Origin of the sequence: Vibrio fortis, from assembly GCF_000695685.1 — a bacterium.
GTDB classification, from domain to species: Bacteria; Pseudomonadota; Gammaproteobacteria; order Enterobacterales; family Vibrionaceae; genus Vibrio; species Vibrio fortis_A.
This window is the reverse complement of sequence record NZ_JFFR01000012.1, coordinates 201463-214201: the sequence shown is the minus strand read 5'-3', so window position 1 is coordinate 214201 and position 12739 is coordinate 201463. Positions and strand designations below refer to the sequence as shown.

Genomic DNA, 12739 nt, shown 5'->3' with positions numbered 1-12739 from the left:
GTATTTCGATGGTTGTTTTGATGACAGTTGCGAACGTTCACTTCGAGCTAAAACTACTCGTATGCGCTGCAATGCACAACTGGTACGACAAGCCGAGAGTTTGATTTTGTGACGTTACTGCCTTGATGACCGAAATGTAATCAAACGGTTGTTTAAATTGCGCGCAAGATTCTCTTGTACTGAACAGAATGTTCTAAATGTGATGTGGGCGTGTGGCTTGTTTTATTGTTGTTACTTTTTTTATTTTCGAAGTTCGTAGTCAAGAATCGAATTGCAGTAACGATGTGTCGTTTGAGGAAAGCAGTCGTACTTATCTCCTTTTTACGACCGCTTTTGTTTCACCTAACTCCTTTCCCCTATCCTTATGCCAATGCTTTTACTTTGCCTTTACTGACCAGAAGATCACGGGCTGAATCGTAAGCCCAGTTGAAGCCAATCGCATACACCACGAAGAAAACAACTAAGCCAATATCCATGATAAGCACGGTTAGAAAGTCGAGTTTAAGTACCCACATCAACACTGGTAGCGTCACGGTCATCAACCCAAGTTCAAAGCCAAGTCCGTGTAATACGCGCGTTTTCTTGGTTCGTTTTGTTCTATCTGCTCCGAAGATCTTGTCGTAGCCGTAGTTGTAGATATAGTTCCAAGCCATGGCAATCAGCGACATCGCAAGCGCTAACCCCGCCATTTCCCCAGCTCCATTACCAGTAATGTAAGTGGCAAGCCCTGCCATTAAAACTAATGCAACTAGCTCAAATAGCACCATGTGTAAGATTCGTTCTTTATGTGACATATCGTTCTCTCTTTTCTATTCAGTTGGGCATTTGTCCCCTTCAATGGTGGCAATAATATCGATTATGTTGATAATAAAAAGATAGTAACTATCACTAATGGTGATAATAGGCGGGTGGTATGTACAATATAGAACAACTCAAAATGTTCGCTTATGCGGTAGAACTGGGTTCATTTTCAGCAAGTGCGCGAAGGCTAGGGAAAGTCCAATCTGCCGTAAGCCAAGGTATTAGTAATCTGGAGATCGATTTCAATACCACGCTGTTTGATCGTTCAACTCGGAAGCCGACACTCACTCGTGAAGGTGAGCAGATTTACAAGCAAGTGAAAGCGATCATTATGCAGGTCGAAGATTTGAACGTGATGGTCAATGCCATTAATGATCAACAAGAGGGGCTAATTAGATTGGCGCTCGACGATTCACTGCTAGTCCCGAACTTGTCACCGATACTGAAAGAGTTCAGTGCGCATTTCCCTGCCACAGAGGTTGAGTTAATTGCTTGCACCACCACAGAGGTGAACCCGTTTGTACAACAAGAGAAAGCGGATATCGGCTTAATGTTCACTGACTTGGCGTTTGATGCTGGCTCCGAGCCCTGTTTTATTGGTCATCTGCCGTTTGTGGCGGTCTGCCATCCCAATCATCCCCTTGCTTGTGTTCCAGAAGCGAAGTTGCCTGACTTGCTTCCTCATCGACAGCTAATGTTGAGGGGCGATAAGGGTAAGCTGATGGACCAGTTTCCTTTGATTGCCGGGAAAGTGTGGTGGTCGAATAGTTTTATCGTGATTAAAGAGATGTTGTTGGGCAGTGATATTGGCTGGGCATACCTGCCAGAGCACCTAGTTAGAGACGAGATAGATAAGAAGCAGCTAGTGGAAATTAACATCGCCTTTGATCATAAAACTTGGTCGCCCCCGGTGGATCTGATTCTGTCGAAGACTAAAAACAAAGGGCCTGCGCTTAAATGGTTAGAGCATGGCTTGAAGAGCCTTCTCGATTAAATCTTTCTGCAGCTGTTGAGTGATGTGCGGAAATTAAAAAGGCTCATACCTTTCGGAATGAGCCTTTGGTTTTTGTATCAACAGTGATTATATACGCTCACATTAGTTAAGCGTTTTTACTGTTTGACCTGAGTAATATTTGTCTTTCATTTTCAGAGCGACGTTTACTAGGTAAATCAGGACTGGTACTTCGATTAGTGGGCCAATAACGCCTGCGAATGCTTGGTCAGAGTTAATGCCGAACACCGCGATAGATACCGCAATCGCTAACTCAAAGTTATTACCCGTTGCTGTGAAAGCGATCGATGCGTTCTTGTCGTAATCGATGCCCATCTTTTTACCGATAAAGAAGCTGATAAAGAACATCACTGTGAAGTAAATTGTCAGCGGGATCGCGATTAACAGGACATCCATTGGCAGTTCAACAATCATCTCACCTTTCAGGCTGAACATCAGAACAATGGTTGCCAATAGGGCAATCAAAGTCATTGGCGAAATGCGTGGGATGAATACCTCTGTGTACCATTGTTCACCTTTGATCGAAACCAAGATCTTACGACTTAGGAAGCCTGCCAAGAACGGGATACCCAAGTAGATCAATACACTATGGGCGATATCAATCATGGAGATATCAACCATCATGCCTTCGTAACCAAACACAGGTGGCAATACGCTGATGAACAGCCAAGCCATAAAGCTGTAGCTCACAACTTGGAAAGCGCTGTTGAGAGCAACCAACGCCGCGCCGTACTCTTTGTTGCCGCCACCGATGTCATTCCAAACCAACACCATTGCCACACAGCGAGCAAGGCCAATTAGGATAACGCCGACCATGTAACCTGGCTGGTCACCCAAGAATGTAATCGCAAGAACAAACATCAAGATTGGGCCAACGATCCAGTTCATGATGAGTGACAGTTTGATCGCTTGTTTATCTTTAACCACGGTGCCCAATAGGCTGTAGTTTACCTTAGCCAGTGGCGGATACATCATTAGGATCAGACCAATGGCCAATGGAATATTGGTGCTGCCTACTGACATTGATTCGTTCCACTGTTCAATTTGTGGAAACATAATACCCATAAGGACACCCAGTCCCATGGCGATGAAGATCCAGAGTGTTAAGTAGCGATCTAGAAAACTCAACTTCGGTTTCATACTATTCTCTCTATTGTTATCGTTAATCGTCGAAAGGCGATTAATTGAGGCAAAAAAACACACTAATCGGAACAGGCTATATTTCAGCCTATCGCTTAGTGTGGTCGTTGTTTTCTAGCCAATAATGGCTGTTACTTCAAAATGTTGTTAAAGATAGATTCAAAGCGCTGAATATTGTCGCGGTCAATGCGGTAACACATCTTTGGTGGGATGGATTCCGCTGTAATAAAACCGCTGGCTTTCAGAATTCTTAGGTGCTCAGAAACCGTCGACTGAGCAAGACCCAATTCGCTAACCAAGTCACTATTCAAACAACCACCGGCCTTCTCTAAAGCAGAGAGAATACTCAAAATACGTATTCTTGCAGGATGAGCAAGTGCTTTGGCTAGGGCTGCCATCTCTTGTTCCGCTTCACTGTTGCCAGGTGGCAGCGTACCGCAGTTACCCTTCGCTTCGCATTGTGCTGTCATGGTGATGTTTCGCTTACTACTAATCGTTAAAAGACGATTAATAGTAAGCCGATTTACTGAGTCGGTCAAATTTATCTTTTCTAACTCGCACATTAACCGTTAGCTGATTATTATTTTTCTATATCTATCATGTGCTTATTGGCTTTTCTCTCCAAGCCAATAGAGTGGCCATGCTTGGTTTTTATTGCTGTTGTTTAACAGAGTACCAATAAAAACAAGAGCCAAACTGCCACTTAATACCGGCGTGATCAGAAATGTCCAATCAATATTGGCGGTGCCAGCGAGCGCAATAACAATAGGGTTCGCTCCCGCTGGTGGATGAACCGCTCGGAAGTGTTGCATTAACATGATGGCAGTTCCGACTGCGATCGCCATGACGACGTATGAACCACCAAACGCAAACAGAGCAGATAGTCCCACGGCGGCCGAAATGAAGTGGCCGAGAACAATGTTTCTCGGTTGTGCAAGCGGCGAAGTGGGCACGGCAAACAGCAGTACACACGTGGCCCCGAATGGCGCCATTAACCAAGGTATCCCTGAATAGTCTGCAAGCAGAGACAACATTAAAATTCCTGCTGTTCCACCGATAAATCCTTTTAATTTTTGTATTGCGTCAGCTTTGGGTGGTAGCGAGCCTCCACCTGATAATCGACTTCTCATACTTATCTCCTCGATTAAGATAGTTTGATATTTCAATGTGTACAGATCTGTACTGTTTGATTTAAATGATACAGATCTGTACACTTATTGCAACGACAGATTTCAAACTGTGTTTTTGAATGCATCTAACGAGTTGAAAGTAATGAGTAAAAAAGATCTAATTCTAGACGTGGCAGAGTCTTTATTTAATCGGCTTGGTTACACTGCTGTGGGTGTCGATATGATTCGCGACGAAGCAGGTATTTCAAAGACTTCGATGTATCGTCATTTTGGTTCTAAAACCAAACTCATTGAATCGGTATTGGCAAGGCGCCATCTGAGATTTGAAGAGAGTTTAGCGGCCTGTATAGCAGAAGCTCAGAGTTCGCAAGAAAAGCTATCTTCACTGTTGGACTGGCATTTCAACTGGTTCGCACAAAACGATTTTAAGGGCTGTATGTTCATGCATGCTCTGGCTGAGTTTAAGGAGTCTGAAAGCGAGATTGCACACTTATCTCTACAGCACAAAACTTGGATAAAAAACCTTCTTGATCAGGTGATTAGTGCATCATCAAACGACGATGTTCGCTCAGAAATGATGATGGTGTTTTTAGAAGGACTGATTGTTAGAAGCGAGTTTGAAAGATTGGAAGCAGACAAAGATCATTATCATAAAACTTGGTTGATGCTGGCTGGGTACTGATTCTGGTATAGAAAGAAAGGCGTGTTTAGGACAAGAAATAGCGCTCCTTGTTGAGATATACTCTCGCTCTTGGCTCGCCATGGCGAGTAGATGACAATAATTTTAAGGTAAGTTTTGAAGATGCCACACCACAACATTAAATTTATCGCTGCTGATATGGACGGCACTCTACTCAATGAGCACGGTAAGCTTGATCCCGCATTTTTTGACCTGTATGAGAAGCTAGAAGCGCAAGATATTATGTTCGCCGCTGCTTCTGGTCGCCAGTACTACAGCCTGATGGAGACCTTTGCGCCGATTAAAGATCGCATGATGTTTGTTGCTGAAAACGGCACACTAGTGATGCATAAAGGCGAAGAGCTTTATAGCTGCACGATCGATAAAGCATCAATTCAAGCGATCATCAAAGAGGCGCGCAAGATTGACGGCGCTCATTTGGTTCTTTGCGGTAAGAAGTCTGCTTATATTGAAACGCAAGACGAGCAAGCGACAACTGAATTCGCAAAATACTACCACCGTTGCGAGCTAGTGGATGATCTACTGGCGGTTGACGATGAATTCATTAAAGTTGCGATTTGTCATTTCGGTGGCTCGCAAGAGTTTGTGAATCCTTCTATTAACGAGAAGTTTGGTGAAGATTTTCAAGTCGTCGTCAGTGCTAAAATTTGGTTGGATGTAATGAATGCGGAAGCCTCAAAAGGTGCGGCGATCAAACATCTACAGAATACCTTGGGCTTCACATACGAACAGACGATGAGCTTTGGTGATTACCTCAACGATTATGAGATGCTAAAAGAGAGCTACCACTCGTATGCAATGGATAATGCGCATCCACAATTGAAAGAGATTGCGCGTTTCAGTGCGCCAAGCAATAAAGAAGCGGGTGTTTTCCAAGTGATTGAAAAGCTTCTCAGCTAAATCATTCAACGCCTTACTTATGCATCGAAAGCCAGCTCCCTATGTGAGCTGGTTTTTTATTGAGCGTTTCTGACGAATAGAAGCTAAACACATTGATTCGACAGGGTGCACTCTGGGCTAATCTGCTTAACAAGCTGTGTCATCCAAAGTGCTGCGGCTAGTACAATGATTCCCACAATCACAAACCCGTACACAATCGCATCAGTTGAGGCTAAGAAGGCGATGAGCACGTAACTTAAGCTTTGCGTCATAGTGGCGAATAAGGTTAGGCCACCATCAACGCGTCCTCGATGAGCCATGTCTACGGAATGGTGCATCCAGTTAGTCCTTGCGATTCGATTGAGAGCATTGAACGCCCCTAGTGCTAAGGTTAGCGCGATGATGTAAACCGGATCGCTGAGCTGGCCAATGGCGACTAAAGTTAAGCCTATGATCAGCATCGACAGTTGCATGATGGTTTGATGAGAAGCCATTTTTAGGATTTTAGGTATCAACAAACCAATCACCAAAGCACCTACTCCTAAAGCTATGTTGTAAAGGGCTAACCAATCTCCAGTGATGTCGATTTCAGAGAACCAGATTGGAACCAGACGACTTAGAAAAGTAAGTACCGGATAAGAGAGACACGACGCCATTAAAAAGGCAAAGAATGAGGGCGATTGAACAACGAGTGTTTTTATCTCAATCAGTTGTTGTTTGAATGGTGTACGAACTGATGACTTTATACGGCGTTGATAAGGGGTTAGCAGGTAACTAAAGGTAGCTAACAAAGAGGCGACACCCGCAAATAACCCAAACTCAATAATGCTCCACTGTTCCAGCAGAATTACGCCCAGAGCGCCAGCACCTAGAGTGGTGGACTGCATTACAACCTCTTGATAACTTGAGATCTTCGCATACTCCGTTTGGTTATAGTTTTCCTGAGTAAACGCGTTATTGGTGTGCCAAGCTAAGTTACTCGATACCCAAAAGACCAGTTGTGCTGCCCCTAAAACCCATAAGCTTTCCCAACCGATAGCGTAGATGAAAGCGACTAAAAATGCGGTCATAAACTGAATGACCTGCATCCATACCAAGATGTTTTTGCGTGAGTGTCTGTCGATCAAAGCTGAAAAATAGGGTGTTGAACAGAAAGTAGTGAGGGTACAAGCCAGTGCCGTGAGTGCGACGAACTCACCTTGACCGGGCTGGCTGAGCATTAACCAAGGTAGTGCCAACATAAAGAGGCCAGAACTAATGCCATCAAAGAATCGTCCTGCGAGGTAGGGTGGGGTTTTACTTTTCATACTCTGTCCATGTAATTGTGTTCGTTTTGGGCTACTCTAAATCCTAAAGTTAACTTGAGGTCAACGGCTTTTAGGAGAAAGTTTATGCATATGACAGTAGGGCAGGTGGCTAAGCGAGCTGGTGTAAGTGTGCCAACGCTACACTTCTATGAGCAGAAAGGACTTATCACCAGTACTCGAGATCAAGGGAATCGTCGCCAGTTTGATCGACAAATCCTACGAAGAATTGCAGTTATTAAAGCGGCTCAAAATATCGGCCTGTCTCTGCAAGAGATCATTGATGCGCTAGCAACGCTGCCCACTCATCGAGCGCCTAAGAAAGAGGAGTGGGAGCAACTTGCTCTGGATTGGAATAAGCAGTTAGAAGCAAAGATTCAAAGCTTAAAAACACTGCAAAGTGAGTTAAGTGGCTGTATCTATTGTGGTTGTTTATCGATGGAGAAATGCAAACTTTACAACCCTGATGACACTAAAGGTGTGCATCAAACTGGGGGGAGTTTGATTCAAGGAAGGCCAGAAAGCCAAGAGTAGTCAAGGTGCTTTTCAAGGCAACTCAATGTATATAAGCTAGAACTAATTTATAGTTGAACGACTGTTCATAATTTTCTATATTATCTCGACTAGCATAACTGTACGTAGAGTACTAAGTGAAAAACGATGAGTAATAAAATCCAGTTAGATGTAGTTTCCGATGTCATGTGTCCTTGGTGCGTGGTTGGTTACAAGAATTTGGAAAAGGCGATTCAAGAGCTTGGACTAGAACAGAAGGTTGGGCTTACTTGGCAGCCTTTTGAGCTAAACCCAGACATGCCACAAGAGGGTGAAAACCTTCGTGAGCATCTGATGCGTAAATACCAAATCAGTGCGGAACAGAGTCAGCAAAATCGTCTAAATATCGCTGAACGTGGTAAAGAGGTTGGCTTTACATTCGATTTTTACGATGAAATGAGAATGGTCAACTCTCGTCATCTTCACGTATTGCTCGAATATGCTAATGAGCATGGCAAACAAACCGACCTTAAACTGCGTTTCTTCACTGCACACTTTAGCGAACAGAAAGACCTTTCTGACCTCAAGGTGGTGAAAGGTGAGTTAGAACAAGTTGGTCTAGACGCAGAAGAAGCGCTTGAGCGTTTGAGTCAGGCATCTTACATCGAGCAAGTAGAGGCGCAAGAGTTCCAATGGCAAAGATTAGGTATCTCTTCTGTTCCTACGGTTGTGATCAACCGAACCAGCGCTGTGACTGGTGCACAAACGGTAGAAACGTATAAACAGATCTTACTCGAAGAGCTAGAACAAGAGTCATAACCATCTGCATAGCCTATTGAGAGTGTTTGCTGTTTTGTGACTACGTCGTTTTACAGCAAACATATGAATCGATAGGCTCTTTTTATTCCTTTTGTTACTCTCAGGATCTTTATGGATTCGCTGTCTCTTGCCCAAGCTCGAAAAATTATTCTGCACTCTCAACTGCTGCCACCTAAGCAGGTTAAACAGCCCTCAAAAGCAGTTACTTTGTCAGCCCTTGAGCAGCTTGGTTATATCCAAATTGACACTATTTCAGTGATCCAGCGAGCTCATCACCATACGCTTTGGAATCGAAATGCTCGCTATCAACCTAAAGATCTTGATGTACTGCTCGAACAAAAGCAGGTCTTTGAATATTGGTCGCACGCTGCCGCTTATTTACCAATGCGTGATTATCGCTACAGCCTGTATCGTAAAAACGGCTTTAAAACCGGACAGCTGAAACACTGGTATAAGAAAGATCAAAGCTTGATGGAAGATGTACTCAAACGAATTGAGCAAGAAGGTCCGTTAATGGCCAAAGACTTTGAGGGTGAACGGGCTAACAAAGGTGGATGGGGCGGTAAACCTGCCAAACAAGCGTTGGAAACCTTGTTTATGCAGGGGGACTTGATGGTGCCTAAGCGGGTTAATTTTCACAAGGTGTATGATTTAACCGAGCGCGTCGTTCCTAGCCACATTAATACCAGCGTGCCCAGCGAGTTCGAATATGCTCGTTATCTGATCGTCCAATTTTTGCAGGCGAATGGAGTGGGGCTCGTTTCGGAAATGAGTTACCTACTGAAGAACGTCAAGCCGCTGCTTAACCAAGTCTTACAGCAGATGCTGGAGGAGGGCGAGGTGATAGAGGTTGCCATTGATCAGCAAACTTACTATTTACTTCCACATTCACTCGATCTGCTCAAGCGACCATTGAGCCGAGGTAAGCTCAAAATCTTATCGCCGTTTGACAATCTTCTGATTCAAAGAAAGCGAATGAATGCCCTGTTCAACTTTGATTATCTGATCGAATGTTATGTCCCAGAGGCCAAGCGTCAATATGGCTATTTTAGCTTGCCTTTGTTGTGGCAGGGAGAGTTGGTAGCGCGCATGGATTGTAAAGTCGACCGTAAACAAGGGTGTTTACACATCAACAATCTAGTACTCGAAAGTAAGGTCAAACAGCTTGAGTCGTTTGTTGAAGCCTTAGTACAGGAGCTGCAGCACTTCATGGCGTTTAATCAATGCTCACATTGCGTTGTTCATCAGTCTACGCCACTGACAGTCCGTGATGTTCTAACACAGCGCTTAAAGGTTCTATTAGGTTCGGTTTAACTCGCTCAGCAAAAAATCGACAAAAGTTCTATTTTTCAAAGAGAGTTGCTTAGTTTTGTACAGCAGGTGAACCGGTTTCGGTTTGGGCGCGCATCCTGGCAAAATCTCTTTCAATGTTCCTTTTTCTAACTCCTCTTCAACCAAAATTCGAGGTTGAAGTAACACGCCGACACCTTGCAAAGCCGCATAGCGAAGTACGTCACCATTATTTGAATGCAATCGAACGTGGTCAGAGGTTCCAGAGTGAATTGCAGTCTGTTTGGTTTGGCTATCACCGCGGCTAGAGTAACTGAAACCTAAAGATGGGTGGTTAACTAAGTCATCGACCGATTCAATCTTAGGATGGTTGGCTAGATAGCACGGAGAAACGGAATAAATCATCTCATAATCGCCTAGATGGCGAGCAACCAAACTGGAGTCGGTGAGTTCCCCAATACGCACAATCAAATCGATGTCTGAAGAGTAAGGATCAACGAGGTCATTATTGAGCATCAGTTCAACGTTAATACTTGGATGTTGGCTTAAGAACTTGGCAATGATGGGAGCTAACACCTTATTTCCATAGGTGATGGGGCTGTTAATTTTAACCGTGCCTTGCGGCTTGTTTTCGAGTGTCTGAATCAGATTTTCTGCGTTACTGATATCTTCCAGTATCCGTTTACACTCGCAGTAATAGAGCTTGCCTGAGTCGGTTAAAGACTGTTTGCGTGTAGTGCGATGAAGTAGCTGGGTATTCAGGCCGGCTTCTAACGAGTGAATGTGTTTGCTGATCATGGTTGCCGAGAGGGCAAAGTGGTCCGCGGCGCGTCGGAAGCTGCCGTGCTCAACCACATAAGCGAACACTTTCATGCTAGTCAGTTTGTCCATGATAAAGCCCTATTAAACACTCTTAGTTTACAAATAATAAACGAAACGTGAGTTTATCAATTATTAAGGGGTAATTATATTGGTGGGGATCTAAAACTGTGGAAAGATGAAAATGACGAATCCTATCTTCGTAACGGCTGAACTAAGAATAAAGCCAAACATTGAGCGTGCTGTAGCCATCGAAGCGATTGAGCAGTTCTGCCTAGACATGCAGAGTGAACCGGGTTGCTTACAAGCGATTGCAACCTATGATGAAAAGCAGAGTGATAGAGTTATCTTGCTTGAGCAGTACGCTGATCGTGAAGCGATCAATCAACACTTTGGTATGCCTCATACGCAGGCCTTTATTCAGACTGATATGACTGAACTGGTACAAGCATTTGAAACTCAGAAGCAGGAGAAGTAAACGATGAAATGGGGAATCCTAGGAACCAGCTTTATTTCGGGTGTCATGGCTGATGCAATCAAAGGCGATGCTCAAAGCGAACTATACGCAGTTGCAGGGCGTACAGAGAAAACACTGAACGAGTTTGCTGCGCAATATCAGCCAACTGTCACTTTTAATAGCTATGACGCTCTAATCGAAGATGAATCAGTTGATATCATCTACATTGCGCTACCAAATCACGTTCACCATGAGTACGTCATTAAAGCTGCTCAAAAAGGCAAAGCGATTCTGTGTGAGAAATCATTATCGGTTGATATGGAGAAAACAGACGCAGCGCTAGCGGCGGTTAAAAAAGCGGGCGTATTCTTTGCTGAAGGCTTGATGTATCTAAATCACCCACTTATCGCTTCGCTTCATAAAGAGTTAGCAAATGGTGAAATTGGGGAAGTACGCTCGATTCAAGCGTCATACATCGCGGCGATTGATCAGTTTGTGAATCCAGAAAGTAAAGGTGCATTGTACAACCTAGGTTGTTACCCTATGTCTCTGATTCACTCTGTTGCACAGCACCAATTTGGCGAGAGTGTGTTTGAAAACCTACAGATCTCTGCAATTGGTCGACGCGGTCACGATGGTAACATCTGTGAATCGTCAGCGATGATGCGTTTCAACGATAGTTTTACTGCGCAAATCCACACTGCAGAAGACCACGGGCTAAAGCATGGCTTTATGATTCTAGGTAGCAAAGGCTGTATCACGCTCGATACTAACCCATGGTTACCGACTGAAGAAAACAGATTCACGGTTGAGGTCTATGAAACGTCGAAGCGTGAAGTGAAAGTTGAAGCGCAAGGCGATGGATTCCATTATCAAGTGCGCAATATCCGCCAGGCGGTTGAGCAAGGTAGCAAGGAACTTGCTGCGCCAATGGCAACTCACCAAAACTCACGCGTAATCATGAAATTGCTGACGGATTGGGAACAAGCGGCGAGCGCTTAACCCCCAGACTTGTATGTACGACTCATGCTTGATTACCTTGCTGTATAGCTCCGCTAATCAACTTGGGTCGTTCTTTCTCACATATTCCCCCAAATATATTCCCTTTTGATTCCCTATAAATACTTTGCAATTCAAACAGCCGCAGTGTCCAATACGGCTTAACAAATTTGAGTTGTAAAAACCTTATATTTTAAGGTGTTAAATAGGAACGTTGCTTCATGCGCAAATCGGATAAGAAAATTGAAAACCAAATCAGAGACGTACTCACCGACGTTTGTGAAGATACGCTGAAAGGCTATGATGGTTTTCTGTGGGTGACTCATACGGTCAACTTCTCTTCTTTTCCTCAAAGCCTGAAAATCGTTGGTGTATTCGATACCAATCAAGACAGAACCCATTTCTTAGAGAGTGGAGGACAACAGGAAGTCGCTACGGTCATTCAAAATGCATTCAATCAGGTTGGAATTAAACTAAAGAATGCGGATAAGCACATTAGTTACGATACTCAAGAAAACTGCGACCGTGACCACCAAGGCAAGTGGAACTTGAGACTCTAGTCGTCTCGTTTCACGCATTTCCCTACGATAGAGGACATAAAGTGAAAAAAGCTCAATGGTCGTTGAATACGCAAACACTGCTCGGTGCTCTTAAACAACTCTCATTATTAGCGATGTTTCTGGTCATTGGCGTTATGGTTTGGTTTGTTTGGATGTTTTGGGGAGCGAGCGTTGCTCCTTTTGATGACCCTTACCTCTCAAATGCCGAGTACAAAGTTTTAATTGAGCAGGAGAATCAGCTTATGAATCTGGGCTTATGGGTTGGCAAGATCTATGTTGCTAGCTTAGTGATCTTCTTTGCGGCTCGTATTGTGAAGGTGCTTCGAAGGGGCTAGAA

The 12739-nt window shown here is 44.0% G+C and carries 16 protein-coding genes; 10 read left to right on the top strand and 6 right to left on the bottom strand.

Annotated features, from left to right (window positions below):
- Positions 1 to 362: 362 nt before the first annotated feature.
- Positions 363 to 794, bottom strand: a complete 432-nt coding sequence (locus tag VFDL14_RS14380) for a PACE efflux transporter (protein WP_032550590.1) — start codon at positions 792 to 794, stop codon at positions 363 to 365.
- A gap of 119 nt (positions 795 to 913) precedes the next feature.
- Here VFDL14_RS14380 and VFDL14_RS14385 point away from each other — a divergent pair, with 119 nt between their 5' ends.
- Complete coding sequence (locus VFDL14_RS14385; RefSeq protein WP_032550588.1) at positions 914 to 1795, top strand: LysR family transcriptional regulator; 882 nt, start codon at positions 914 to 916, stop codon at positions 1793 to 1795.
- 102 nt (positions 1796 to 1897) lie between these two features.
- Here the strand turns inward: VFDL14_RS14385 and arsB are convergent, their stop codons facing one another.
- The 3 genes from arsB to VFDL14_RS14395 form a co-directional block, all read right to left on the bottom strand.
- Positions 1898 to 2953, bottom strand: coding sequence for an ACR3 family arsenite efflux transporter (gene arsB, locus VFDL14_RS0123095; RefSeq protein ID WP_032550586.1), 1056 nt, complete (start codon positions 2951 to 2953; stop codon positions 1898 to 1900).
- A 131-nt stretch (positions 2954 to 3084) separates the two neighbouring features.
- Entirely contained in the window at positions 3085 to 3423 is a 339-nt protein-coding gene (locus VFDL14_RS14390) for an ArsR/SmtB family transcription factor (RefSeq protein WP_032550585.1), read from the bottom strand.
- A gap of 135 nt (positions 3424 to 3558) precedes the next feature.
- Complete coding sequence (locus tag VFDL14_RS14395) at positions 3559 to 4083, bottom strand: HPP family protein (protein ID WP_032550584.1); 525 nt, start codon at positions 4081 to 4083, stop codon at positions 3559 to 3561.
- Positions 4084 to 4225: 142 nt separating this feature from the next.
- Between VFDL14_RS14395 and VFDL14_RS14400 the strand changes: the two genes are divergently transcribed.
- Together VFDL14_RS14400 and VFDL14_RS14405 are read left to right on the top strand one after the other, a co-directional pair.
- Complete coding sequence (locus tag VFDL14_RS14400) at positions 4226 to 4765, top strand: TetR/AcrR family transcriptional regulator (protein ID WP_032550583.1); 540 nt, start codon at positions 4226 to 4228, stop codon at positions 4763 to 4765.
- A 120-nt stretch (positions 4766 to 4885) separates the two neighbouring features.
- Positions 4886 to 5683 carry a Cof-type HAD-IIB family hydrolase gene (locus VFDL14_RS14405; RefSeq protein WP_032550582.1) on the top strand — a complete coding sequence of 266 codons (798 nt, stop codon included), beginning with the start codon at positions 4886 to 4888 and terminating at the stop codon, positions 5681 to 5683.
- Positions 5684 to 5766: 83 nt separating this feature from the next.
- Here the strand turns inward: VFDL14_RS14405 and VFDL14_RS14410 are convergent, their stop codons facing one another.
- Entirely contained in the window at positions 5767 to 6969 is a 1203-nt protein-coding gene (locus VFDL14_RS14410) for an MFS transporter (protein ID WP_032550581.1), read from the bottom strand.
- Between the two features lie 84 nt (positions 6970 to 7053).
- Between VFDL14_RS14410 and soxR the strand changes: the two genes are divergently transcribed.
- From soxR to VFDL14_RS14425, 3 genes are all read left to right on the top strand, one after another.
- Positions 7054 to 7500 carry a redox-sensitive transcriptional activator SoxR gene (gene soxR, locus VFDL14_RS14415; protein WP_032550580.1) on the top strand — a complete coding sequence of 149 codons (447 nt, stop codon included), beginning with the start codon at positions 7054 to 7056 and terminating at the stop codon, positions 7498 to 7500.
- Positions 7501 to 7626: 126 nt separating this feature from the next.
- On the top strand, positions 7627 to 8277 hold the full coding sequence (locus VFDL14_RS14420; protein ID WP_032550579.1) for a DsbA family oxidoreductase: 651 nt from the start codon (positions 7627 to 7629) through the stop codon (positions 8275 to 8277).
- A 111-nt stretch (positions 8278 to 8388) separates the two neighbouring features.
- Positions 8389 to 9591, top strand: coding sequence for a winged helix-turn-helix domain-containing protein (locus VFDL14_RS14425; RefSeq protein ID WP_050487376.1), 1203 nt, complete (start codon positions 8389 to 8391; stop codon positions 9589 to 9591).
- Here the strand turns inward: VFDL14_RS14425 and VFDL14_RS14430 are convergent.
- On the bottom strand, positions 9577 to 10458 hold the full coding sequence (locus tag VFDL14_RS14430; RefSeq protein WP_032550578.1) for a LysR family transcriptional regulator: 882 nt from the start codon (positions 10456 to 10458) through the stop codon (positions 9577 to 9579). The two genes, VFDL14_RS14425 and VFDL14_RS14430, sit on opposite strands and share 15 nt — an antisense overlap.
- Before the next feature lie 106 nt (positions 10459 to 10564).
- On the opposite strand from VFDL14_RS14430, the gene VFDL14_RS14435 reads away from it, so the two are divergent.
- The 4 genes from VFDL14_RS14435 (at position 10565) to VFDL14_RS23645 (ending at position 12737) form a co-directional block, all read left to right on the top strand.
- On the top strand, positions 10565 to 10864 hold the full coding sequence (locus VFDL14_RS14435) for a putative quinol monooxygenase (RefSeq protein WP_032550577.1): 300 nt from the start codon (positions 10565 to 10567) through the stop codon (positions 10862 to 10864).
- A gap of 3 nt (positions 10865 to 10867) precedes the next feature.
- Positions 10868 to 11845: a Gfo/Idh/MocA family protein gene (locus VFDL14_RS14440; protein WP_032550576.1), complete on the top strand. Its 978-nt coding sequence runs from the start codon at positions 10868 to 10870 to the stop codon at positions 11843 to 11845.
- Positions 11846 to 12063: 218 nt separating this feature from the next.
- Positions 12064 to 12402 carry a hypothetical protein gene (locus VFDL14_RS14445; RefSeq protein ID WP_032550575.1) on the top strand — a complete coding sequence of 113 codons (339 nt, stop codon included), beginning with the start codon at positions 12064 to 12066 and terminating at the stop codon, positions 12400 to 12402.
- A 41-nt stretch (positions 12403 to 12443) separates the two neighbouring features.
- Positions 12444 to 12737 carry a hypothetical protein gene (locus VFDL14_RS23645; protein ID WP_050487375.1) on the top strand — a complete coding sequence of 98 codons (294 nt, stop codon included), beginning with the start codon at positions 12444 to 12446 and terminating at the stop codon, positions 12735 to 12737.
- Positions 12738 to 12739: the final 2 nt, after the last annotated feature.